14 protein-coding genes are annotated in these 25,389 nt (G+C 41.8%); 8 read left to right on the forward strand and 6 right to left on the reverse strand.

The features are described 5' to 3' along the window. Nucleotides 1-7: 7 nt before the first annotated feature. Together ACE38W_RS01700 and ACE38W_RS01705 are read right to left on the reverse strand one after the other, a co-directional pair. Entirely contained in the window at nucleotides 8-433 is a 426-nt protein-coding gene (locus tag ACE38W_RS01700) for an SgcJ/EcaC family oxidoreductase (RefSeq protein ID WP_375828491.1), read from the reverse strand. Nucleotides 434-592: 159 nt separating this feature from the next. After that, nucleotides 593-1,558, reverse strand: a complete 966-nt coding sequence (locus ACE38W_RS01705; protein ID WP_375828492.1) for a hypothetical protein — start codon at nucleotides 1,556-1,558, stop codon at nucleotides 593-595. Nucleotides 1,559-2,705: 1,147 nt separating this feature from the next. Between ACE38W_RS01705 and ACE38W_RS01710 the strand changes: the two genes are divergently transcribed. The 7 genes from ACE38W_RS01710 to ACE38W_RS01740 all read left to right on the forward strand — a co-directional run bounded on the left by ACE38W_RS01710 (nucleotide 2,706) and on the right by ACE38W_RS01740 (nucleotide 11,749). Beyond that, nucleotides 2,706-4,001 (forward strand): PLP-dependent aminotransferase family protein, encoded by a 1,296-nt coding sequence (locus ACE38W_RS01710; RefSeq protein WP_375828493.1) that lies wholly within the window; start codon nucleotides 2,706-2,708, stop codon nucleotides 3,999-4,001. Nucleotides 4,002-4,013: 12 nt separating this feature from the next. Then, entirely contained in the window at nucleotides 4,014-5,123 is a 1,110-nt protein-coding gene (gene hppD, locus ACE38W_RS01715; protein WP_375828494.1) for a 4-hydroxyphenylpyruvate dioxygenase, read from the forward strand. A gap of 10 nt (nucleotides 5,124-5,133) precedes the next feature. Next, a complete protein-coding gene (locus tag ACE38W_RS01720) occupies nucleotides 5,134-6,510 on the forward strand; it encodes an FAD-binding oxidoreductase (RefSeq protein WP_375828495.1) in 1,377 nt (458 codons plus the stop codon). A gap of 349 nt (nucleotides 6,511-6,859) precedes the next feature. Then, nucleotides 6,860-8,209 (forward strand): glycosyltransferase, encoded by a 1,350-nt coding sequence (locus tag ACE38W_RS01725; RefSeq protein WP_375828496.1) that lies wholly within the window; start codon nucleotides 6,860-6,862, stop codon nucleotides 8,207-8,209. 53 nt (nucleotides 8,210-8,262) lie between these two features. Beyond that, a complete protein-coding gene (locus ACE38W_RS01730; RefSeq protein ID WP_375828497.1) occupies nucleotides 8,263-9,033 on the forward strand; it encodes a class I SAM-dependent methyltransferase in 771 nt (256 codons plus the stop codon). Nucleotides 9,034-9,065: 32 nt separating this feature from the next. Next, nucleotides 9,066-11,519, forward strand: coding sequence for an outer membrane beta-barrel protein (locus tag ACE38W_RS01735; protein ID WP_375828498.1), 2,454 nt, complete (start codon nucleotides 9,066-9,068; stop codon nucleotides 11,517-11,519). 26 nt (nucleotides 11,520-11,545) lie between these two features. After that, nucleotides 11,546-11,749: an MbtH family NRPS accessory protein gene (locus tag ACE38W_RS01740; RefSeq protein ID WP_375828499.1), complete on the forward strand. Its 204-nt coding sequence runs from the start codon at nucleotides 11,546-11,548 to the stop codon at nucleotides 11,747-11,749. Nucleotides 11,750-11,752: 3 nt separating this feature from the next. On the opposite strand, the gene bla is transcribed toward ACE38W_RS01740, so the two are convergent. From bla to ACE38W_RS01760, 4 genes are all read right to left on the reverse strand, one after another. Beyond that, a complete protein-coding gene (gene bla, locus ACE38W_RS01745) occupies nucleotides 11,753-12,643 on the reverse strand; it encodes a class A beta-lactamase (protein WP_375828500.1) in 891 nt (296 codons plus the stop codon). Between the two features lie 60 nt (nucleotides 12,644-12,703). Continuing rightward, nucleotides 12,704-14,290: a formyltransferase family protein gene (locus ACE38W_RS01750; RefSeq protein ID WP_375828501.1), complete on the reverse strand. Its 1,587-nt coding sequence runs from the start codon at nucleotides 14,288-14,290 to the stop codon at nucleotides 12,704-12,706. A gap of 24 nt (nucleotides 14,291-14,314) precedes the next feature. After that, nucleotides 14,315-16,126, reverse strand: coding sequence for a biosynthetic peptidoglycan transglycosylase (locus tag ACE38W_RS01755; protein ID WP_375828502.1), 1,812 nt, complete (start codon nucleotides 16,124-16,126; stop codon nucleotides 14,315-14,317). Nucleotides 16,127-16,218: 92 nt separating this feature from the next. Further along, nucleotides 16,219-16,755, reverse strand: a complete 537-nt coding sequence (locus ACE38W_RS01760; protein WP_375828503.1) for a class I SAM-dependent methyltransferase — start codon at nucleotides 16,753-16,755, stop codon at nucleotides 16,219-16,221. 314 nt (nucleotides 16,756-17,069) lie between these two features. Between ACE38W_RS01760 and ACE38W_RS01765 the strand changes: the two genes are divergently transcribed. Further along, nucleotides 17,070-25,388 carry an AMP-binding protein gene (locus ACE38W_RS01765; RefSeq protein ID WP_375828504.1) on the forward strand — a complete coding sequence of 2,773 codons (8,319 nt, stop codon included), beginning with the start codon at nucleotides 17,070-17,072 and terminating at the stop codon, nucleotides 25,386-25,388. Nucleotide 25,389 lies beyond the last annotated feature (1 nt).

Consider the following 25,389-nt stretch of genomic DNA (forward strand, 5'->3'; position numbering starts at 1 on the left):
AATGTAATTAGCTTATCATCATCAACCGTTGCATCAATCCTGGCCGCTGCTGCCGGGTATTCTGAAAGGATGCCAGTTTCCACTCTCCATCCGTTTTTATAAATACATTGGTATTAATTGATAACCTGTTTTGCGTTACTGATTTTTGCCACCTGAATTTAATCGCACCTTCTGTAATTACAACTGCTACATCTTCACTCATAAATTTAATTTGTTTGATCTCACTTACTAACTCGGCACCTCTGAAAAGCCAGGTGCTCGCCAGCTTGCGGTGTGCGGCGAGGTTTTGATTTATTCCTTTAAAATGCTGCCCCATGAAAGTAACATAGTCGCAGTCTTTTGTAAACAGCGTTTCAAATAACTCGCGGCTGGGCTCCTGAAACATCAATTTCATGGCAGCTGTTTTTGCGTATATCTGTTGTTCGTCTGTCATGGTTAATCTTTTCCATAAAACTACCGCGAACTATGCCAGCGGTCAACACTATATAGGCGAATGCCAAACAAATGGGCGGCAAATGGCAGGAATTTGCCGGTAAGTTTTGACGCCGTTTTACATAAAGCAGTAAGCCCGTCGATCGACGGGCTTACTGCTTTATATCTGCTTTTTGCTCTTTGCAAATTTATGCTGCTGGTACTCTTTCAGGCGGCGGTCCAGTATGGGGACTACCATATCATAATGTTCCCGGTCGAAGGGGATCGCATTCAATGTTGTCATGGAAGCGGCTCCCAGGTAATTATTCCGCTGCGCGGGATCTTTTAAAAATGTAAAAGCGAGATCGTGGTGGTAGTGTACATCATGTCCGCTTAGGTTCAGCGTGTACGTGTTGATGAATACCTGTTCAGCAGCAAAGTTGTGTTTCGTAACATATCCCCTGTTGATGCTGCGCACCCAGTCCAGTACGGAGGTATAGCCATCGCCGGCAATCAGCTCTCTATCCAATGCCCACTGCAGGAACATAAGGGTGGAGATTTTGGAAAAGCTTTGCTCTTTTTCAAATTGCGTAAGCGTCTCGTAATTTATTTCGTTGTACAGGTGGAAAAGAGGACTGCTGTAATCCAGCGCCAGCACTATATCTTTCACGCGTTGTTCATCTGTAAATTCCGGTCCCCAGCTAATGCGTTTTTCTTTATTCAGTGTCACTCGCCAGCGGTAAAAGCTTTCGCTGCCATCTTCGTTGAGCCATATAGGTGATATATCACTGCTTTTAATGGAAGGCGTGCCCAAGGCTGCAATCAGGTCACTGAATGTGGCATTAAAATCAATCGGGCCGGGAAATACAGCCGCTGATTTGTTGTTGTACCACCTGGCGGATACCAGGCGTGGTATAAACACGCCTTTTTTATCGCCCTGTACCAGCGGATATTCCGGCAGGTATGGTTGGGCATCAAATAGTAAATCCAATCCCAGCTTTTTATTTTCCAGCCAATAGGATGTTTCCGCGCTACGGTTAGAAATAAACGGCTTTTTGGGATATTTAAATCCTTGCTGCTCCAGGAACGCAATGATGTTGGCTGCATCAATGGTGGTACCCAGGAGACTGGTTAGTGTGTTGAACATTCGGGTGACAACTATTTTGGGTTATAATTGCTACTTATGTAGGGTCGCACTAAGATAGGAAATTTTTAGCATCACTTCTTTACCCGATAATTTTGCTACGCGGCGTTTTCAACCGGATACAGTATTACAAAATCTTTTTTTTATCTAAATAATAGAATAGATTTAATCCAGCTGTTTTATTTCCCGGAGATATAATCTGCACAACAACTTCAAAAACTGATTATAGCTAACTTCTCTGTATTAACCCCGAATGTCCATCCCCGAAAACGAAAAAACTATTATTAATATTGAAAGGAATTTATTTCCTTTACAAAAAGGGGTACCTGAACGCTGAAAGATAATCTGACCATTTAGTGGCTTCATGCTGTTAAATGGTTTATTTGGCAGTAATTTAATAATTGTCCAAATGACTATTAATATTATGCGGCTCATCACCCTGCAAATATTGACCACGTTTTGAAATGAAATGCTGCTTTTTATAGTAGATAAACGGAGAGTAGTTTTTTATATAGACCTTATTGTGTTATTCACCATAGAAATAATGGCTCGCTTTTTATCTTAAAATAAATTATGTTTTATTTTAATAAATGTCATTTTGACCAATAACGCCTACTGATAGCACATAGCGGATCAAAGTGCTGTTGCTACAGGCTTTTGGTGGATAACTGCCATGCATAAACGCTGTGGACAGTAAAAAAGGATAGAAATGATGATCAGATATGAAGTCAATCGTACTATTTCGAATACCATTCATAAAGTATATTGAAAACATCTTGAAATTTTCTTTGTATCATTTTTGTTTTTATGAAAAAACAACTATTTTAGTTTTTAGTATAGCTGTTGTGACGTGTTAGATATGTTCTTTCTTGTTGATTACCAGTAACTGTTAACCGGTATATAATAAAATGTTCCTGGATTCCCTAACGAGTGCAATGAAAGATATTCTTTTGATCCTGTAGTTCACAGCTTTTTGCGATTGATACCCTGGCAGGCGAGATTCATACTATGGTATAATGTTAATCCGAGTCTTACTGATTCATTTGCCAATTTTTACTGTTAAATAATATTGCAATTGGGATAGATACAACTCATTGTGCAGTAATGATTTATGTGACCCGAAAGTAATAGCGCAATTTATATAGATCCTATGCAGACATTAAATGAGATTAACCCTTTCCTGGATAATATAGGAGATGATGTAATGGGCTTTTTGAATGAAGTACAACTTCAATATACTGATGCAATTTCATTTGCTTCAGGAAGGCCAGAGGAACGTCATTTTGGGATAGAAAATTTTTCTGAGTATATAGCGGCGTTTGTTGATTTTATGGCTGCTGCCCTCCACAAAAAGCCGCATGAAATTATGCAGCATCTTGGGCAATACAACAGGGCCAAAGGTATCATTAATGAACAAATTTCAGCTTATCTCCGCACTGATGAAAACATTCATGTAACGCCTGAAGATATCACTATTACGGTAGGTAGCCAGGAAGCCATGACGCTTGCTGTTACAACCCTGGTAGATCGGGAGAAGGATATAATCATAGTGGAAGACCCTACCTATGTTGGGTTAACGCACTTCTCCATTATCGGTGGTTATCAGGTTTCACCTGTCCCAGTGAGTGAAGAAGGTATTTCACTGCATGTACTTGAAGAGAAATTGATCGAGCATAGCAAAGAGGGAAAAAAAGTTAAGCTGGTATATGTTATCCCCGACTTCCAGAATCCTACCGGTACATCTATGCCACTTGCAAACAGATACAAGTTATTAGAGCTGGCAGAAACCTATGATTTCCTGATTCTGGAAGATAATGCCTATGGCGAATTCGTATATGGAAGGGATCCTGTGCCGTCAATAAAGGCATTGGACAAGTATAAGCGTGTTATTTATATGCGATCATTTTCTAAAACGCTGTATCCTTCCCTACGATTAAGTGCCATGGTCACAGATCGTAGCGTTGTCAGAAATGGCGTTGCTGTAAAATTGAATGATTTATTAGCCAAAACAAAGGGCTACACCACAGTCAATACTTCAACGCTTACACAGGCAATCCTGGGTGGAATTCTGATAAAAAATAATTGCTCGCTCAAAGAAATTAATCGGGAAAAGGTCGCTTCTATGCAACAGAAAAGAGACCAGGTACTGAACGCGCTTTGTAGTCATATAAACACTGAAGAAAATAGTTGGGCAGAAAATATCAGTTGGAACGTTCCTGATGGTGGATTTTTTGCCACTATCAAAGTGCCTTTTGCTGTATGTAAAACAGATGTAGAAAAGTGTGCCGCCACATTCAAAGTAATTTTTACCCCTATGTCTTTCTTTTTCCTTGCTGATGGAGGAAATAAAGAAATCAGAATAGCTTTTAGTAACCTCTCCCCAGAACAGATTCATACCGGTATCGGAAGACTGGTGGATTATTTTAAATACAGGCTTTCAAATTAAACCTCAATAACTATGCACAACAAGAATGTAATTATTGAATCAGATTTTCTGAAAATGGAATACGACTACATTGAGTATTATGTAGGAATGGCAAAAATGGTAGTTTACTGGCATGTAAGAGCGCTGGGTTTTAAAGTGGTGGCCTATTGTGGCCCCGAAACCGGTACGCCTGACAGATGCTCTTATTATATTGTTAAAAACAATATCAAACTTGTTATTACCTCTGCGTCCCAACCTAGTTCCTACAAAATAGTTTCATTCGTTGATCTGCATGGCAATGGGATTAAAAGAATGGCGGTAAGGGTAAACGATGTATCATTGGCATTTCATAAAGCCTTACGAAACGGCGCTATCCCTATGCAATCCCCGCATGTATTATCTGATGATCAGGGCGAAGTGGAAATGGCTTCCCTGAAGTTGTTTGATGATAATGAAATTGTATTGATCAATTATGATAATTATATCGGCGACTTTATGCCTGGTTATAGAAATGTGGAGAAGGACTGGAATATCCCTACGGAAGACTCTCAACTGGAAAAGATAGACCATGTTGCATGTGCGTTGAGATTAAATGAAATCAACCTCTGGGAAGGATATTTCAATCATATTTTTCAGTCGAAGACAGTCACCAAATTTGATGAAAGAAAAGTATCGGATGAAAAGAAGATTGGTATGCTGCTAAAGGTTTTGCAGTCAGAAGATAAACAAATGAACAATGTGTTGGTAGAACCAGATGCGGCCACAAAATCACAGGTACAATTATTTATTGACCAGAATTATGGTGCAGGGATACAACATATCGCGTTTGAGTCTGGAAATATTTTTAAGTCTGTTGATTTGTTAAAGGCCAATGGTGTGAAATTTACTAAAACACCTGATTCCTATTACGACAAATTAGGCGAGAAATATCCTGATCTGGATATCGAAGCGCTCAGAGAACGTGGCGTACTGTGTGACGTACTGGATGGCGCCTTGTTGTTCCAGGTGTTTACAGGCCCTATTGGCGACCGTGCTACTTTATTTTATGAAATAGTACAGCGTGTAAATAATTATGAAGGATTTGGCCTGGATAATATCACTGCTTTATTTGAGGCGATGGAATTAGAACTGATGAACAGATAACCGGGATTTTATGGATGAGCAGCTGATGCTATTGAATAAACTGCGTGTCATTGTAGGAGAAGGTAATATCATTACTGACCTGGATGCCATGCAGCATTATGCCCTGGAATGTACCTTAAATAAGCTCCATATGCCGGCGGCGGTAGTGATTCCTGCTACTACGGAAGAAATATCTGCAATAGCGGCATTATGTAATGAAAACCGTGTGCCGCTAACAGTAAGAGGAGGTGGTACCGGCGTTAGTGGTGGCACATTGTCTCCGGCAAAGGGAATTATTTTGTCACTGGAACGATTGAACAGGATCATTGAAATCAACAAGATTGATATGATTGCGGTGGTGGAAGCAGGCGTGGTCACGAAAGTATTACAAGAAGCAGTATTGGAGGAAGGGCTCTGCTTTCCACAGAATATCAGCAGTGCTGCTGCTTGTTTTATAGGTGGTAATGTAGCAGTGGCAAGTGGAAGTCCTAAGTCGTTGAAATATGGTCCCACCAGGAACTATGTGTTAAACCTCGAAGTAGTATTGCCTAATGGAAATATTATCTGGACAGGAAAAAACATTACGAAGAATGCTACTGGTTATAACTTTACACAATTATTTGCCGGTAGCGAAGGTTCTTTGGGAATCATTACGAAAGTTGTATTAAAGCTCGTTCCTCCAACAGAAGAAATACTTGTATTAATACCATTTAATGATATTAACCGATTGTTTGACTGTGTACATCATCTTTTCCTGCATCATTTCAGTGCTTCCAGTATTGAGTTTGTTGACAAGCCAGGATATGAGTTGGTTGCTGATTTCCTTCAAACGAAACTACCTGCTGCCAGTACATTGGACGGCCTGTTATGGATTGAGCTGGAAGGAAAAAATACGGATTTACTGATGATGGAACTGGAAATGTTGAGCGGGCTTATCAGCAGCTTTACAACAGAAGAAATGCTGGTGGCTCAATCTGAATCAGAAATCCGTCGTCTTTGGTCGTTGAGAAGTCGTATAGGCGACGCTGTTATTAATCGTTCCACATTCAGGGACGTTGATATCGTAGTGCCAAGGTCTTGTATTCATCAGATGTATACTGCCATCAAAGCCATTGCCGGTGCTCATCATATCAATTATACTGCGTTTGGTCATATTGGTAATGGAAATTTTCATATTAATATTCTCCGTGAAAATATTGCAGATGAAGAGCAATGGGAGATATTGCTGAATGATGTTATCAGTCGCATTTTTGACGCCGCTATTGCACTGGGAGGCACCTTATCCGGTGAGCATGGAACTGGCAAATATCAGTTACCGTATTTAGAGAAAGCAATCTCTGCATCGCAACTGGATCTGATGAAACAGATCAAGCTGGTTTTTGATCCTAATTCGATACTCAATTCATAATGATATATCATTTCGATTTAGAATGCTTGTGAGTATTGCTTGCTGGCAGATAATTTACCAGCCGGTGGATGTATTGGAATGAAGCAAAAGAACATTTGTATAATCATTAACAGGCATTTTTACAGATAATGTTCAGATTAACATGATAAGTATAGCGTACATGGCTATCAATGTGTTCCTGTTTTTCTAATAACTGTTTTGTTAGATGGTTTTATGTTTGGATGCTAGAAATAGAATTATTATCTTTCGTTAATGATCTGGCCAGCTTATTGATTTGTTAATCAGTCTTCCTGTATTGTGAGTGCGCGGCTTGTAGACTAGTCAGATGGCATCAAATTACCTGTAGTTCATGAATACCCGGCATTTCAGTTTTGCTTTTATAGTTGATAATTATATTAGTCATTTCTATGCATTGTCTGGCGTTGCTTTGCGATTGCAGCAGGCAGGCCATCGTGTAATATTTTATTGTCCGGACAAAATTCAGCATGTAATTATTGCAGCGGGATTTCCGTGTATGGCCTTACCAATTTTTATGAATGGGGGAGCGCCGTCTGTTTCAATGAGTAGGAAGCAATGTCGTGCATACTTCCGGCAAAAAGCAGCAGAAATATTAACAGGCGCCAGGCTGTTTAGGAATACTTCAGACCATGACTACCTGATAATGGACCCTTTCATGCTGATGTATTGGCCAGCACTGCATGCCGCAGGTTTTAAAGGCGCAGCAGTAAGCACAAAGCCTTTGCTGTCCAGAGATCGATGGGCGCCGCCTTATACGTCCGCTTATGTGCCTTCAAAGGCATTTGGGAGCAGCTGGAGAGTAGCGGTGGCATGGTGGCGGCAACAATGGAACTATTATCTGGGTTACCGTTTTCCCTGTAAGGTCAGCGAATGGCTTAAAGGATATTCGCACCGTACACTCACCCTGTACGTTGCAAAGCAGTCAGGATTTGACCTGAAAAGAGAATGGGCAACCAGGCCATTAAGTTATGATCTGCGTTTTAAGTCGGTACCTGAGTTGGTGCTACATGCGAGAGAAATGGATTTTCCGAGGAAGCGTTCACTACGTGCGAATGTTGCCTATCTCGGACCATGTACCAACTTGCCAGAAAGCAGTACTGACATAGAATTGCCGGCCGGAAACGGCCCCCTGATATGGGTTAATCTTGGTACTGTTGCCAAACAACGAAAAGAGTTACTGCAAGGTGCATATGTGGCCATCGCAGATGCCATAAAATTGTTACCGTCGTTTCGTGCTGTTATTGCTACTGCGGATATACAGCTTACTGCCCAACTAAAATCGCAATTGCAGGGACAGGAGCATAGGGTAATAGTGGCTACCTGGATAGAAAGAGGTAGTGTATTGCAGGCCGCTGATATCGTTGTGACGCATGGTGGTAGTAATTCTGTGAAAGAAGCAATATTTGCCGGAAAGCCAATATTAGCTATTCCACATAGTGCAGATCAACCTGGTATGGCAGCGCGGTTGGTATATCATAAACTGGGAATGATGTGTACATCACCTCAGCCACTTACACTCAGCAAAATGATCCTTGAATTAACCAATAATAAAGAATATCAAAAAAATAGCTGTGCCATGAGTGAAATTTTTCTACGATACGATGAAAACACCACCTGTGTAAATATCCTGGAGCAGTTGGTAACTGATGATTTGCATTTAGCGCAGTCTAAAAAAATATAGTTCCCCGAATATCCTATTGATCCAATTGTCATAATAACCAAAAACCCTGATCAATGTTAGCTTTTCCTTCATATAGCAGTTTTAAGACAAAGATGAAATTATTCTGGAATACAGGTTTCAGATATAAATGCCCTTTTTGTGGATATACTTCCCGCAACTTTGACCTGATGGGGTCCAACAGTAAAGTATTAATTGAGAAGGAGGTAGTAGGTGGCCAACGCCGCCGGGCGCGCTGTTATAAATGTGGTTCTTCTGACAGGGAACGTTTACTGTATGCCTTCTTTCAATATGAACGTGATTATTTAAGTAAGAATAACAAGAAGAGAATATTGCATATCGCTCCTGAGAAGAACCTGAGTAGAGAATTTCTCAGCGCTGATCTGGATGGCTATATCTGTGGCGATAAATTTACTTTTGGCTACAACTATCCCGCCCATGTCAGATATGTGGACGTATTAGAGCTGGATTTTCCAGAGAATCATTTTGACCTGGTAATATGTAACCATGTATTGGAACATATCCCCGACGATAGTACTGCCATGAAGCAGATTTATCGGGTACTTAAACCTGGAGGAGAGGCGGTGCTGCAAGTGCCTATATCTGCAAATAGCGCTAGCACGTTGGAGGACTTTGCTGTAGTAAGCGATGAAGGCCGTAAGGAATTGTTTGGACAGGAAGATCATGTGAGGATCTATGGGCAGGATTATGTACAAAAACTTTCTGCAGTGCGCTTTAATGTAAAGCGGATCAATATTTATGAAAAGCATACCAGGTTTGGCATCAATCCCCTGGAAGATCTTTTTATTGCACAAAAAATTGTTTAACCAATATCAACCTATATTTATTTAGAGCCAATATGCATGCTAGCTTAAGAACCGGACCGAAATTCATTGTGGCTACTGTTGCCATGATGCTCGTATCATTTTTACAACCACTTTTTGCACAGTCTAATGCTAATATTTCCGGATACATCAAGAATGAGAAAGGAGCAGGATTGCCATTTATTAGTGTGGCACTCTTCAGACTCAATGATTCTTCTTTTGTAAAAGCTGCTGTAACTGCCGAAAATGGAAAGTTCCAAATAGAGAAAGTAGCCCCAGGGGTTTACTATCTGCTTGCACGATCTATGGGCTACAAAACGGCTTACAGCAATAATGTGAATGTAGGCACGGAACAATTGATTTCAGTTGAAATTCAAATGCAGCAGGAAGAGCATATGATACAGGAAGTGGTCGTTTCCAGCAGAAAGCCCTCTATAGAGATGAGAGCCGATCGTACCATTCTGAATGTGGCTGCAAGTATTAATGCTACTGGTACAAATGCGTTGGAAATACTGCGAAAATCTCCGGGGGTACGCGTATTAGGTGATGATGATATTCTCATTAATGGAAAACGTGGACTCAGCGTTTATCTTGATGGTAATCGAATAAACCTGGGAGGGAAAGAACTGGCTGACCTCTTAAAGAATATGCAGTCTTCAGATATTGAAGCAATTGAAGTGATCACTAATCCATCGGCCAGATATGATGCTGCCGGCCAGGCTGGTGTCATTAATATACGTACAAAAAGAAATGACAAAAAAGGATTTAACGGCAATGTGGCACTCACGGCTGCTACATCCAGGTACTATCCAAAGTATGATGGAGGCATCGGGCTAAACTACCGAAATAAGGCTATCAGCTTATTCGGAAACTACAACTATGCGAATGGACAAACACTCAATAAAACAGAGTATTTCCGCAAGCAGGTTACGCCTGACAACCTATTAACCAACTTCGACCAGTATTTTTCCAATAAGTCGCACAATACTGGGCATACTTTTAAAGCTGGTGTAAACATTACAGCTTCCCCTACCAGCAATTTTCAGGTAATGGTAGATGGTAGTATTCCCACCAAAGATGGTATGAGTAATAGTAACACCCTCATCTATCACACACCAGGAAATATAGATTCTGTGCTGAAGGCCAGCAATGATCAATACCGTAAAAGTAATATGCTGAACTATAATGCCAGCTACCGATACGCCGACTCTTTTAGCCGTGAATTAACGATTAATGCGAATTACCTCGATTTTAATCTGCATGCTGATAGTTATCAACCTAACTATTACTATGATAGTAAAGATGTTTTTCTGAGAAGTAATATCTATTCAAATAAGTCTGTTTCGGGTATCAGTGTTAAGTCCCTGAAGGCTGACTATTCGCAGAAGCTGCTGGGGGGCAGGTTTTCCACCGGATTAAAATATACTGATACAAAATCTGATAACGATTTTGTGTTTTATAATGTATTGAATAACTCCAATATACCTGATACGGGCAAAACTAACCAGTTCATTTATAACGAGAAAATAGTAGCTGGCTATATCGATTATAATATGAATTGGAAGGCATGGGAAGTGCAGCTGGGCCTTAGAGGAGAGTATACCACTTCTTCCGGTATTCTCAAAGATCTTATAAAAGAAGAACTGGATGCAGTTAAGAATAACTACATGAGCTATTTTCCTAATGCAGTAATAACTTATAAGTGGAATAAGAACAATGCTACCAGCATCGTGTATAATAAACGTATCGACCGTCCGGCATACCAGGATTTAAATCCATTTGTATATGTGCAGGATGAATATTCTTTTACAAAAGGTAATCCTTTCCTTTTGCCTGAGTATACTTCTACCTTTAAGTTATCGAATAACTATAAGCAAATGCTGACCACCAGTTTTAGCTATGCTGACACAAAAAATTATATTGTAAGATACCGCGATAGTATTATGGGAGGCAGAACATTCCAGACAAATGTCAATATCGCTCACCAAAAGAATTATACGTTGGCGGTATTTTTTCAGCTGTCGCCTAAAAAATGGTGGGACTTTAACTATGGCTTAAATGCATTCCATCAGGAGGTGAAAGGTATGGCCGGTGCATCGCCGGTAAACATGTCTCAGAATGCCTGGAGTTTTACAGGTAGCAATACTTTCATGATACCTGATGGCTGGAGTGCAGAGCTTTCTTTTTACTATAATTCAAAATACCTGGATGTACCTGCAATAGTAGATCCTCAGTGGTCTGTGGATGTTGGTTTACAAAAGAAGATATTGCATAACGCAGGTACCCTAAGGTTTGCTGTCTCTGATATTTTCAATACCCTGGACCTCAGTCTGACAAGGGATTTTGGCGGACTATATTATACAAATAGAATTAAATGGGAATCTCAGCAATTCAAAATTTCCTTTAACTATCGTTTTGGTAACACAAAATTGAAATCTGCCGGAACTAATGAAGGTGGAATGAAAGAAGAGAAAAAACGAATGCGCTAAAAAATAACCAATAAAAACCCTACATCATGACAAATGCCATTAACATTAAAGACGACGAGCACGTTGACCCATTTGTAGAATATTATGTGGTGAAGAATATCCACCAGCAATATTCTGTTTTGCCTACTGCTAAGGAAATCCCTGCTGGCTGGGAAACCAATGGCGTAATAGGAGAGTTGAAAGCCTGCCTGGAATGGATAGAAACTAACTGGGCCGGACCGTCGCTGTAGCCATTATCTTGGATGATACCAGTGATCCCAAACAATTTTTGCTGCCTGTCCGATGGCATCTTCACGTTGGAACATCGTTGCACGCGAATCGGAAATAAAAACGCCAATGGCTATATGCCTGCCATTTGGAAGCGTAAGTATACCGATGTCGTTGGTGGCGCCTGTTATTCCATTTTTTCCGGTGGCAGCAGTACCGCTCTTATGAGCTGTAGGCGTGCCTGCAGGTAATTTACGGTTAATCCTGGCGAACGAAGGTGTAGACTGCCGCATCTGTTGTAGCAGCAAATTGCGGCTGGCGGCGGACAGGTATGTACCATTAAAAAGCGTATCTAATAGTTGAACGGCAGCAGCAGGTGATATCCAATTCTGGTACTGTAGTGTAGCATTTTCCTGTTGTGCCTTTTCTGTAGTAGCAATAGCAATGGCGCTAATACCCATCATATGTATCAGCGAATCTACGTGGGAGGGACCTTTCATGATGTCTAACAGTATATCGCAGGCAACACCATCACTTTCCACTACGTTATATCGCAGTAAATCCAATAATGTCAGCGATATGCCGCCATTAGGATATTTCCTGCGTATTTCGCTATGGCCTTTTTTAAAAACCTGGAATGGTTGAAGAGAGTACCGCTGGCTGAGACTAAGCTCCCGGCAATCTACCGCCTTCAAAACCACCATATTGATGGGGACTTTATAAACACTTTGCATAGGGAAATGCTTGTTGCCATTGAAACTGATAGTATCTCCCGTTTCAAGCAGACATGCAAACACACCTAAAGCGCCTCCACTGTGTTGTTGTACTGAATCGAATCTCTTATGTAATGGAGATTGCGCCACTGACAACCGACAACAAAACAGTAACAGAAATAACGTTGCGATAGTTAGATGCATCTTCGGTGAAATTCCCATGGTAGCTTGGATATGGTTATATAACTGGGCTTACACTTAAATTTAAACATTTTTATCCGAAGTAAGCGACAAGGAAAGTTGATGGACTAACTGGCTGACAGCTATCGCAAAATTTTCCTGATCACAGTTAAAAAGGTCTTCCAGCGCATTGCGTTTAGCCGCTATACGAAATGTATTATTTGCAGGATGATAGATGATGTTTACGCAGGCAATAGCAGCAGTTGTATTATATCCTTCATCGCTTATCGTTATAGATAATGGCAGATTGGACCTGTTGATTTTTCTTCTTACGAAAATATCGGCGCCATAAATTCCTCTTTTTTCGACCTTTTGGCAGACATTTTTTAAAAAATCCACTTGTTGATGGATGGAAGTAGCAACATAGCAGGGGACAACTACTGGCAAGCCTGCGTTGAAAAATGTTTCCATGCCCACTATGCGATTGTGCATTGTCTGGGTAGCGTATAGTACGGGTATCTCTTTACCATAAAGAGAAGATACGGCAAGCATGAATAACACAGGCACTAATGCTGTATCCACAAAACTAGTAATAGGAATCTCTGATGATGGCTGGGATTGAATGGGTTCATACTCGAGCTGGCTAATGGCAAATGCCTGTTTCCATTGTGCGATACAAAAGTTTTCATCTTTTGATACAGATTCACATGATGATTGCAACGCATCTCCAATAGCTGATGAAATCAATGGCAACAAGTTTCCGCGCTCGAGTTGATGTGCCTTGCACCAGGCCGCTGCTGTAAGCATTTCACCATCGTGGCCCTGGAGTTGTTGTATGGACAGTGCCGCATCCTGTACGGCAACGGTCATGCCATCAGCGTCAATATTCAGAATGGTTCCTGGCAAGGCACGGTGATCAGCAGTTAATGGATGAAGATGATGCACTGAAAAAACTTTATCGTTATATACTATGCGTGCGTGCTCAAAAGAATTGTCAATGTTACCTCTGGAAAGTGCGCGATAAAGTTTATACAGAAATGTTACTGGCATGTCCCATCGCAGTAATCCGCCATAAGGAGGTTTCCTGTAAAGGGTATAGTAAGATCTTTGTGATTCATCCTGAACGATTGGTTGGATATTATTTTTTTCCAGGTCGGGCACCAGTGATTCCCTGAACCCCTGCAAGGCAACCTCATAGCATCGTTGATTCAGTGCATACGCAGTATCTGTCGGGGAGATGTGAATATGTTGCTGGTTAAGGATTTCGCCAGTATCTATGGCCGGCCTTACGATATGCCAGGTAATACCATGACTGGTTTCATCGTTCAGTATCGCCCACGAAGTAGCAAAAACACCGCCGTATTTAGGTAGCAGCGCATTGTGGTAGTTGATGGCAAATTTTTCAGGTATGGCGAGTAATGCAGGACTCAAAATAAGATCATTGACAACACTGAAAATATAGTCTACCGTATCAGCAGCGTCTATAATTTCCTGCTGGGTGAAGTATTGGGTTATGTTATTACGTTGTGCCCATTCCGTAAGCATTTTTCCACGTGGTAGCACCCATTTAATGATATGTCCGCGGCTGAGCAAATAGTCACCGCATTGAACAGTAAGATGATTGCCGCCTATAAGCCCGCATGAAAACGTACTGGTGATTGATCCTGACATAACTCGATGTTTAAATTTTATTTGTTATCCAAGCAACATCTCTTTCCCGCGAATATTGACACTATTGGAAACCATGGCTGCTTCAGCAGAAGATATGATTCCATATTGTTGCATTTTATTTGTCATATACTGCATGTGCTTATGAAGATTCTGTTGTAGCTGTGCTGACGCATCTTCATATGCAGTTATGAAAAATTTTGGTCGGGGAATGATATAGGTAAGCAGGATCATTTCCTGTATAGTTAAATCCATTGGTTTTTTTGAGAAATAAAATTCACAAGCCTCCTGAATACCGAATATCCCAGGGCCGAATTCAATAATATTCAGATAAATTTCCAGTATCCTTTCTTTTGAAATCAGCAATACTTTTTCCAGCAGTATGGAGAGCGCGATTTCTTCCAGCTTTCTGAAAATTGATTTGCGATGATGTAGGAAGAGATTCCGGACAAGCTGCATGGTAATGGTGCTGCTGCCCCTGACAAACCTGCGTGCCAGCAGGTTTTGCACGATGCCATATCCAAATGCAATACTGTCGAACCCATGATGGTAATGAAAATGAGTGTCTTCAGACAAAATGAGTGTATGGATGAACGTTGCCGGAAGAATTTTCAAAGCAGTAAAATTGCTGGCATCGGGATGTAAAGTAATCGCCTTTAGACTGGTGGCGTTTTGACGGATATAATGAATGAAGGGAGCATTAATATACGTCCATTCGGGTAGTGGACCAGCTATGGAAAGTTTTTCGGTGTTCACGTCCAGGTGGAAATGATGTACCCAAGGGTTGTTCAGGTTCATGGTGAATTCCACCGCGGCGTTCATGGTGCCTGTGATAGGAAGTGCTGTCAGCTTACTTTCCTGTAAAAATGGAAATTTTCTTAATAGATCTCCGCCCAGGTTGCTGGCCCTGGCAGATAACTGCAACAGATGTTGAGCGAAGTTATGTTCACCTGAAAAATGTATCTGCACTGAATCAAAGGAAAAATGAGACGCGGGGCTCACGGTAAAGGCTCCCCGTGTAAGCAGACAATCCAGCTTGAAACTGATGCCAGTGATGGGAGATATTTCGTTTTGCTGCCCAACGATATAAGGTTTGATAAAATTACCATGCACTTGAAGGCTGTCCTGCTTTAGCGCTACATGCATCTCCTGATGTGGAATGCATAATGCATATTTGTGCAGGCCCTCATCCGTGTAGATGGGTAATGGAATGGGAGTAGCATGCTGCTGCTTATCCTGGTTGATCCTTAATACTTTTTCCTTTCTGTCAATGCTGCCATTCAACGGATATGGCTGTATCGCTGATGCGGCTTTTATATAACAAGTGAACTGGTCATTGTTTAACTGGATGGAAGGAAAAGATAGTTGTATGTTTTTTCTAGCAACGCAAATATTGATAGTGCAATTATTGATTTGCAGATAAGGTGGTAATACTTTAAAGATCCGGTGAAAATATCGGAATAAGGCGCGGTAATGATGGTAGCTGATTTTAGGTAACGGGGCTGAGGCCTGCCCTGTATGTGCTTTACTGCTGTTAAGGCCTTCAGCGGCTGTAGCTTTTCCCAGATCTACTGAAATATCACTCAGGATGAAAGCTTTCAGGGGATTTTGTTTTTTTAATAAAGCAAACAAATTCAGTTTGAGTATAGCTTTATAGATATTAATTTCAGCTTTGTTTTTTTTATGAAGAGAGATATTGGTAAATGAGAATTGGCATGGTAGCCTGAATTGAATTGCGGCTACTGAAAATTCTAATCCCAGCATGTTACTGATGTGATCGCATCTCCTGGTAATGGCGGTATTATTTTTTTTACCGAAAGTAGAAATGATTGTAATCATGAACAGTTCTTTTGCAAGAACCAGTTTGGGATTTCTAAATAACATGATATAACGGGTTAATGGTAAATGGTTAACAGAGGCGCCTAAAATGGCTATTTGCTAAATACAGTGCAATACCAGCTACCACGTTCGTTGCTGGTGATTATTTCATCTACTATGTCAAACGATTCATGAATCTGTTTTATTATTTTCAGATTATTACCAGTACTGAAGATAGAAGTCATCATCACGCCATTGTCACGAAGGAAGGGCATATACCGACGCAGCAGATCCAATGGATTTTTTGCGTAGTAAATAGATTCATTGAATAGAATCAGGTCGATTAAATGAGGCGGCGTATATACTTCCATATCTGCTACTATGTAAGAAGTTTTATGATCATTCAAAGCTGCTGCTCTGTTAATAGCGATGGCTGAAAAGTCGACGCCGGTAAAAAACGTATAGGCGTCGGGGTTTAAGTGTTGCTGCAGCAGTCCTTCTCCACAGCCTACTTCAAGTAGGGTGCCATTAAAAGCATATTTGTAGATTAATTGTCTTGCTGTTTCCTGTCGTGCATTTTCTTTTTCAGATTTCAATACATCCCAGGATCCTTGACTGTATTGCTGATCCCATATGTTAGAAGATTCCATAGGCGGCTATTGTGAGTGGTTGACAATGAGAGAGGAAGATAGTGTTTAAAAAAAATTAAATCTCATCAAAAAATTGTGATTTTTAAAATTAATTTTTTAATATTGTTAAAGTGACAAGTTACCCGATCTAACCTATTAAACATTGGAGTGTTAGGTGCCAATTTGCGAGGAGAAATAAAGACCTGTGCCGTAAACCCTTAATAATTTTAATCTCAAAAATATCGGTTATTCTGGATATGTTGTGAGCCCGATTTATTAGTTGTGGAATGATATGATTCATCCATATAGCCTTTGTTTGCAAACCTGTATATGTTATGGAAATTCCCTCATTGATGCCATCATGTGAACTGTTGCCTATGCAGGAAGCTATCTTATTCGATTGCGCGCTGAATGGTTCACATGAAATTTACACCATAGAAGTTCCGATGCGATGGGAAGAGCGAAATGCTGATCCAGAGCGAATTTACCAGGCATTTAAAAGAGCAGTCCTTCGTCATGATACCTTTCGTGTGTCTATAAAAGAATCAATGAGTGAAAGTTTTGCCTGGAAACAAACTATTCTTCCTGTTGCTCATTTTTCTGAGAATATTTTATTCGCAGCAGATGAAAGAGCTCCTATTGATCCTTCAGTTAAGAATGAAGTAAGCCTGTTGATAACAGAAAGAAAGGAAGACCATATTTCTTTTATTCTTCGTTTTCATCACGTCATCGCAGACCGAAAAAGTATTGAGTTGCTGGTCTATGATATCGTAGCGTTTTATACAGGTAATATTCCTCCTTCAGCTGGTAACTATCATGATGCAATACATCGTTTGCTGACCTCCGTTCAGCAGCTGGAAATCCAGCAAAATGAGCATATGCCGGCAACTGCTGTTGCGCAGTCTCCTGCGCGGATTACCAACGATAAGTCCTTACGTGTACAACGTTGCGATGCCATGTTGAATATAACGGTATGGAATCAATTGGAAAATATCGCAAGGGAAGCTGCTCTAACGCCACAGGCTTTGATTATGGCCGCATTCTATATAGCGTTGTCTCGATTGGAAGGACGTTGTGAAACTACTGTTGGTATACCTTTTTCTTTGCACGATTTATTACCGGAAGCACATACTGCCGGATGTTTTATTAACGTACTACCGTTAACGTTATCATATAATCCTGCTTTATCATTTATACAATTTGCAGACTCATTACAGCAACAGTTATCTGAACTATTGCCCTACAGACTACAATCATTATTACGTCGTTCTTCGAATTCTGGCACTCCTAATAATATATATGATGCAGTTTTTGCCTGGCATGATGCGCTGATAATAAATCAGAAGAATGTCCAGGTAGAATTAGGTATTCCGAATGCTTATCCATCCAGACTTGCCTGCTCACTGCTGGTGCAGCCGGTAAAAGAAGGGTTGCAGATGATGATGGATTATGATCCGGATAAGATAGCACCACTTGCGGCAACATCTTTGTTAAACAGTGTTTGGAAGATGCTGGAAGTAGTTGCATTACATCGTGAAATTAAATTGACTAATATAGCGCTTGCAGATGCACCACTATATTCAACTGCTGTTACAAGCTCATTTTCTGTTATACATGAGATAAGTAAGCAGATGGATCGGAATCCTTCAGCTGTAGCTGTTATTGATGCAACTCAACGTCAATATACCTACGCAGATCTGCAGCATTCGGCTGATGCTATTACCGCATGGGCATTAGCACTGCCACTTACTGGAAAAGAAGTAATTGCATTATGTATTCCACGATCATTTGAATTTATTGCAGCGCTGGTAGGCATGATAAGCACTGGTAAACCATTTGCGTTACTTGATCCCGATGCCAATGAAAATATACTCGCTGCATGTATCCAGTCAGGAAGTATTACGCACGTTTTGACTGATAATACAACACGAAATTTTACTGTAAAAACAACCAGGGTAGATTATCTTATTAATAATCCGGTCGAACAAAAAAATCGTCCGGATATCACTCCTGGAAATATTATGCTGTTTACTTCCGGCACCACCGGAATGCCCAAGCCTATTTGGCTGCCGCTTACTAAAATTAGTGATCATGCGCGCTGGGCAATAAAAGCATTTAGTTTACAGTCGTCCGATCGCATGTTGCAATTTTGTGCAGTATCATTTGATGCGATGCTGGAAGAAGTACTTCCCGCGTTGGCAGTAGGTGCCGCGCTGGTATTACGTGATCAGATGATGGCCGCTTCTGTGACCTCTTTTATTACTTTTTGTGAACAACATAAAGTTAGCGTCATCGATCTTCCTACAGGTTTTTTTAATCTGGCAGGTGTATCTCTTGCTGCTAATGATGATCAGCTGCCTGTGTCTTTGCGCCTGGTCGTGATTGGAGGGGAAGGATATAACAAGGCTGCTGCTGAAGCATGGCTATATAAACTTAAGCAATCGAATTCATCTGCAAGATTACTAACTACATATGGGCCTGCAGAAGCTTCCATCGTAGTTACTTCAGCAGCGCTACATGCGCCCATTGAAGAGGGATTGCCATTGTTGGGAAGCCCCAGGGAAGGAGTGACCATGTATGTGTTGGATAAAGACCTGCAACCAATGCCTAAAGGTTTTGCAGGAGATCTGTTTATTGGTGGTGAAGTCCTTGCGCATGGATATTTTCAACGACCTGTGGAAACTGCTTTTAATTTTATTCCTGATCCTTTTAGTACTGTTCCTGGCGCCAGTATGTATCGTACAGGCGATCGCGTTATTATCAATGAGAAAGGTGAGCTTGTATTCGCAGGCAGGGCCGACAGGCAGCTGAAACGAAGAGGAATGCGTATTGCAATTGATGAAATTGAAAATGTGTTCAGCAAGGCTTTCCATGGAGCCAGATGTGCGGCTTTGCCATATGGTAATAACCAGGAACATCTGGGCGTATTCATTCAACATGAAGCAGTATCGAATAAAGATCAAAGCGTTGCAGCAGCCCTGGCGATGCTGCCGGCGATTGCACAACCAACAGTAATGCGCTTTCAGCCATTACCGCTTACAGAAAGAGGTAAGGTGGATTATAAGGTCTTGTTGAATGAATTGGAAGCACTCACGGTTACGCATACGGAAATACACCAACATAATGATCCTGCATGGCAGCTGATCATGGAAGTCTTGGGCAGAACAACACTGCAGCCACAAGATGATTTTTTTCTTGAAGGAGGCCATTCGCTGGCTGTACTGCGTTTGATCGGCTTGGCAGATTCCCGCCTGAATAAACGTGTGCATGTGCGGGACATCTATCAGGCAAGGTCCATAGAAAGCATCGCGCAAATAATTCATGGCGCTGCGGTCACAGACCACCCCAAGCCAACTACACTTGATCCATGGGATCTGACACCGATGGAATGGGCCATACTGGCTGATGAGCAGCTAAGCGGCGATGCCGCCTATTGGATAGAAGATGCCTGGACAATAAATCAACAACTGTGCGGACATCGCTTTAAGAAAGCCATGACGACCTTACTCGCTGCGCATCCTATGCTAAGAGCCAGACTTGTATCCAATGATGCTGGCTACCAATGGCAGGATAGTCCATTGAAAGAGGCCGTAGATCGCGCACTGGGTATTACCAACACAGATAGATCGTTCTTAAATATTCGTCTGGATAATTCACAACCACATTTAACTACTATACGCTTACGTGCCCATCATAGTTTGCTAGATGGTAAAGGTATAGCAGCTTTTATGACGGCTTTAGCAGATACCTATTCCCGTAATGAGCCATGTATACCTTTTATTGAAAAGTATCCACCACTACTTCCGGAAGCAAGTAGTAAGGATATCTGGGAAAATTATTTATCTGCACTGGAAAATATTCCATCATTACCTGGCGACAGGCACGGCGATAGATTCCTTGCAAATGCAGTGTCAGCAGACTTTGACACCGGATTGAATATAAAGGATTTTTCTGGTCTGCAATCTGATGGAAGAAGCCATTTCCCGCTGTTTGCTGCTATGACTACTGCCTGGTTGCATCGCATGACCTCCAAGGCGCAAGTAGCGATGAGCATTGCAACCAGTATTGGCCAGCACATTGCCGGTATCAGGTTATCGACCGTGGTAGTTCCTTTATTTGCAAGTATTACCCCGACAACTACTTTGTACAAGGTATATGATCATAGTAAAGAGCAGCTAGACTGGTTGCTGGATAACCTTCCGGCTGATCCGATGCACTTGGCCGCACTGCTGCGCAATAAAGGCGTAGAACATATGATGCCAGTACTGTTCAGCTTTCAGGATGACACTGAACAACAACCAATATTACGCTTTGATGGTGGTGCAGCCTATTCATTGGTGCAACAGGTAAATACAGTAAGAGCTGATGTGGAAATATCTGTTAAGGTTAGTAAAGATGGCCATATTTCCTGCAATTTACGTGGAAGAGAAAGTTTGTACAGCCAACAACTGCTGGCTCATTGGGTAGCATCTCTTGGCAATTATATTGTAGGCTTACTACAACATCCTACCGAACTACTGGCAGCAGTGCCATTGATACCATTTAATCATAGCGCGGCAGCGATGCTGGAAAATAAGCCAGACGATGCAGTCATTCATTATCAACATATCCCTTCGCTGCTGCGAGATATTTTTAAGCAACAGGGAGATATAGCTGTGGTGAAGAATGGAACTGTTTCGTTTACAGGCTTGGCGCTGATTAATCATACGGATAAGTTTTTAACTGAATTTACAAATGCAGGAGTGGAGCCGGGCGATTGTATTGCGGTGATACTTCCGCGTACTGTCTGGTATGTGCCTGTGTTAATGGCCATATGGGAGGCAGGTGCGGTACCGGTGCTAATTAATCCTGAACAACCGCATGACCGCCAGCAGTCCATGATCCGTCAAACGCAACCATCGGCAAAAGTTATGCTGGAAAGAGGGAGTGTGGTTATAACGGCAATGGATACACGGTCATTGAAATCGACGCAACAGGTTAATACAGCTTATATATCTTTTACATCCGGTTCCACCGGAGAACCCAAGCCTGTCATCTGTGGATGGAAAGGAATAGCATATTTACTTGGTTGGTCAGTGGAGACATTTGGGTTATCCCAGGAAGATGTCTTCCTGCATACAGCATCAACGGGATTTGATATTTCTATCTGGGAGATGCTTTTCCCCTTGTTATGCAAAGCCAGGTTACTGGTGGCAGAAGCAGTAGGTGTACAGAATTTACCAGAAATGGTACGGTTGATAGAAAAGGAACAGGTAACACATGTACACTTCATTCCGGGGATTTTAGAGAGTTTACTGAATGCGATGAGTCCAAATGAAGGAAGATCGATTAGGATGGTGTTCTGTGGAGGAGAAGCCGTTCCTCCGGCGTTATTGAAACGTTTACTGGAAGAAAGGAATATTCCATTGCAGCATTGTTATGGTCCTACGGAAGCCTCCATTTTTATGCTCAGCTGGAAAGGTAATCAGCCTTCACCATGGCCACATGCATTGCCACTTGGTAGTCCGGTGAATGGCGCTGGTGTTGTTATTCTGGATGATGCATTAAACCCTGTGGTGCGTGGTGTCGCCGGGCAGATCGGTATCTATGGATTTGCTGTCACGGAGGGCTATCTCGGCAGACCTTTTGAAACAGCAAAGGTATTCCGGCCCTGGTCAGGGTTAGGAGGAAGAATTTATTTGACAGGAGACCATGCTAAGATGCATGCGAATGGAGACATAGAATATATAGGACGAGATGACCGGCAGGTAAAGATTGCAGGTGTTCGTATAGAACTGGGAGAAATAGAACATATCCTTTCTACCGTTAAAGGAGTGCAAAGGGCAATGGTATTTTACAAAAGCTTGCCAAACAAAACGAAAGCACTGGTAGCATATATCAGGTATGAAGCTGGCGCCGAGCTTACCACACTGCTGGAATCATTGCAGGGTGCTGCTTTGCAGGGACTGCCGGCAGCAGTAGTGCCTAAATACTATGTATTGTTAGCTGAGTTTCCATTGAATATAAATGGAAAAATTGACGTTAAACAATTACCTGAACCAGCAATATTATCATCAGAAAATAAGGCATCTGCCGAGCTATTAAATCAGGAAGAAGCGATATTGAAAGACTTATGGTCAGCTGTACTGAAACAGTCACATATTTCAGCGGATGATAATTTTTTCAGGATAGGTGGAGATTCTATGAACGCCATACAGATTACTGCGCTGGCGAGGAAATCAGGTATAGTGATAAGCCTGGCAGATTTCTTCCGTTATCCCAGCATTCGACAAATGGCGAGTGTGCTCAAATCCAGAATGCAGCAACAAACGGTGGCGGCTATTGCCCCTGGAACAGTTCTTGTGCCAGGTGAAGCCGCACAGCATTTTCTTTGCACTGTTGCCAATCCAGCGAAAGCTGGTGTTCAAACCGTCCTGCTAACGTTTACTTCACCTGTAGCAGAAGAAAGACTTTTATATGCCTGGAACCAGCTATTGAGCAGACATGATGCTTTTTCAATGCTGTTGAAAGAGACCGGAAATGGTTGGCGCTTGGTAACCGGCATACCATCACATCTTACGGAAATTGCGCTAGCAAGTGATTTGGAGGCAGCAAAAAATTCAATATCCGAACAAATATCTCCCCAAAATGGCAAAATGGTGGGAGTGGTACGATTGCAGAACAATCCTGCTACCATCGTGATAGGCGCACATCACCTCGCAATAGATATCCATTCTTGGTACCAGGTGATTCGTGAGTTACAATTGTATTATCAGGAGGGCGAAAAGACTCATTTGCCCGCTATCCCTGCATCCTATGCCCAATGGTCATTAAACAATGAACAGGTGATTACTCAATATGCCATTGGCAGAGAAAGAATGCACCATAAGACAATATTACCCCAACGGGTATACGATAATATCAAACAGGCTGGCGCACAACGTACCAGCTTAATGTTGGGTATTACTGCGCAGGCGTTGGCAACACATTTTGGATTAAAATCGATTTCTATCGCCCTGGAACAGGATGGGCGACATCATGTGAAGGATGGAGCTGATTATGGACAAACGGTGGGCTGGATGACCACATTCAAGCATGCGACGGTATCAGTAAACGAGCCCTCTACGGCAGCCTGGCAGGCTGCTGCTACAGCGGCATTGAAAGAGGCAGTTATTGGTTCTTCTGCCGAATATGTGCTGAATATTGTTACGGGCTTCGACAACGAAGCTGATAGCGCGGGGATGATTGATTTTTTGGATGCTGATACAACCCCCTCTCACACTATCGCCATAGAGTTTTTGCTGGAAGAAAATAATGCCATCGTTGTAGTAGACTGCGATGCCGCATTACCTGCTACCACTGCTGCCGCTATTTCAACAGCTTTAGCGCAGTCTTGGTCGGTTGTTGACGGAAATTATTTATCGCATATTCCACTTACAACATTCCAGGAATCTATATTAAGTGCCTGCCTCAGGTATCCTGATGCTGGTTTGTACCATACACAGATTTTATTTGAGTTACAGGGAGATATCGATACACAGCTGTTGAAAAAAGCCTGGCAACATACGGCTACTATGCATGATGTATTTGCATATAGCGTAAACATAGATCAAACGCCCGACCCTGTTTTTACAATTGTAAATGGTAAAGAAATCTGTTGGAATGAAATAACGGCTTTGGATACTGATATTGAATCTCTTTGCAACAAGACATTAGAGTATGATATTCATCAGCCGTTTAATCTGCTGACAGGAGATATGTCACGATTATATCTTTTGCGTGCAAAAGATGGGCAAAGGCTACTCTGGTCGCACCACCACTTGTTTTTTGACGGATGGAGCCTGAATCTGGTAATTAGCGATGTAGGTAAATCCTATCAGGCGCTTAATGACAATAGCAGATTGCCTGCCCCTGCTCCTGTACTAGCAACGTATAACAACTGGTGGTGCCAGCAAAGCCAGGAAGATATACTAAGCCGCTGGTTCGGAAAATACAGAAAGTTCAAGCTGCCAAACAGTATGAAATTGCCCGTGGTCACTGATCAAAAACAGTATGTCAGTGATTTTCTCCGCCTCAGCACCGAAGATACTGTAGCATTAAACCAACTCGCCAGACAGCATCATGCAAGTATGTTTGAAATTATTCTGGCAGCATGGTCGCTGGTAATGGTCTACCAATTGCGGCAACGGGAAATTCTGTTTGGCGTAGTACTAACTATCAGACCTCCGGAGATACAAGAGGTAAGCTCACTCGCCGGATGTTGTATGAATACCCTTCCTTTCTATGTTACAGTACCCGACGCGCTGTCAGCACTGATGGATGCCGTTCGTTCCAGCTTTGGTGAAATACTCGAAGATATTACCATGCCTACAGGCAGACTATTTACCGCACTTAGGCAGGATGGTTGGGACACTAAACTGGAAACACTGGTAGTATTTGAAAATTATCCCGGCGATCGCACAGGAACAGCACTGGGACAAGCTGGTCGATTAAAAGTATTAGGCTCCAGGGAGCGAAATGAAATTCCTTTCACCCTGGTAGCATTGGGAGGTGACGAGTGTGAGTTTGAACTGCTTTTTCAAGATAACTCCATTCATCGCGCTACCGCTAAAAGACTGTTACTACAGCTCGAAAGAACGTTAAAAACATTTGTCAGTATAATCCAAAAACAGTAAA

This window comes from Chitinophaga sp. Hz27, from assembly GCF_042263525.1.
Lineage (GTDB): Bacteria > Bacteroidota > Bacteroidia > Chitinophagales > Chitinophagaceae > Chitinophaga.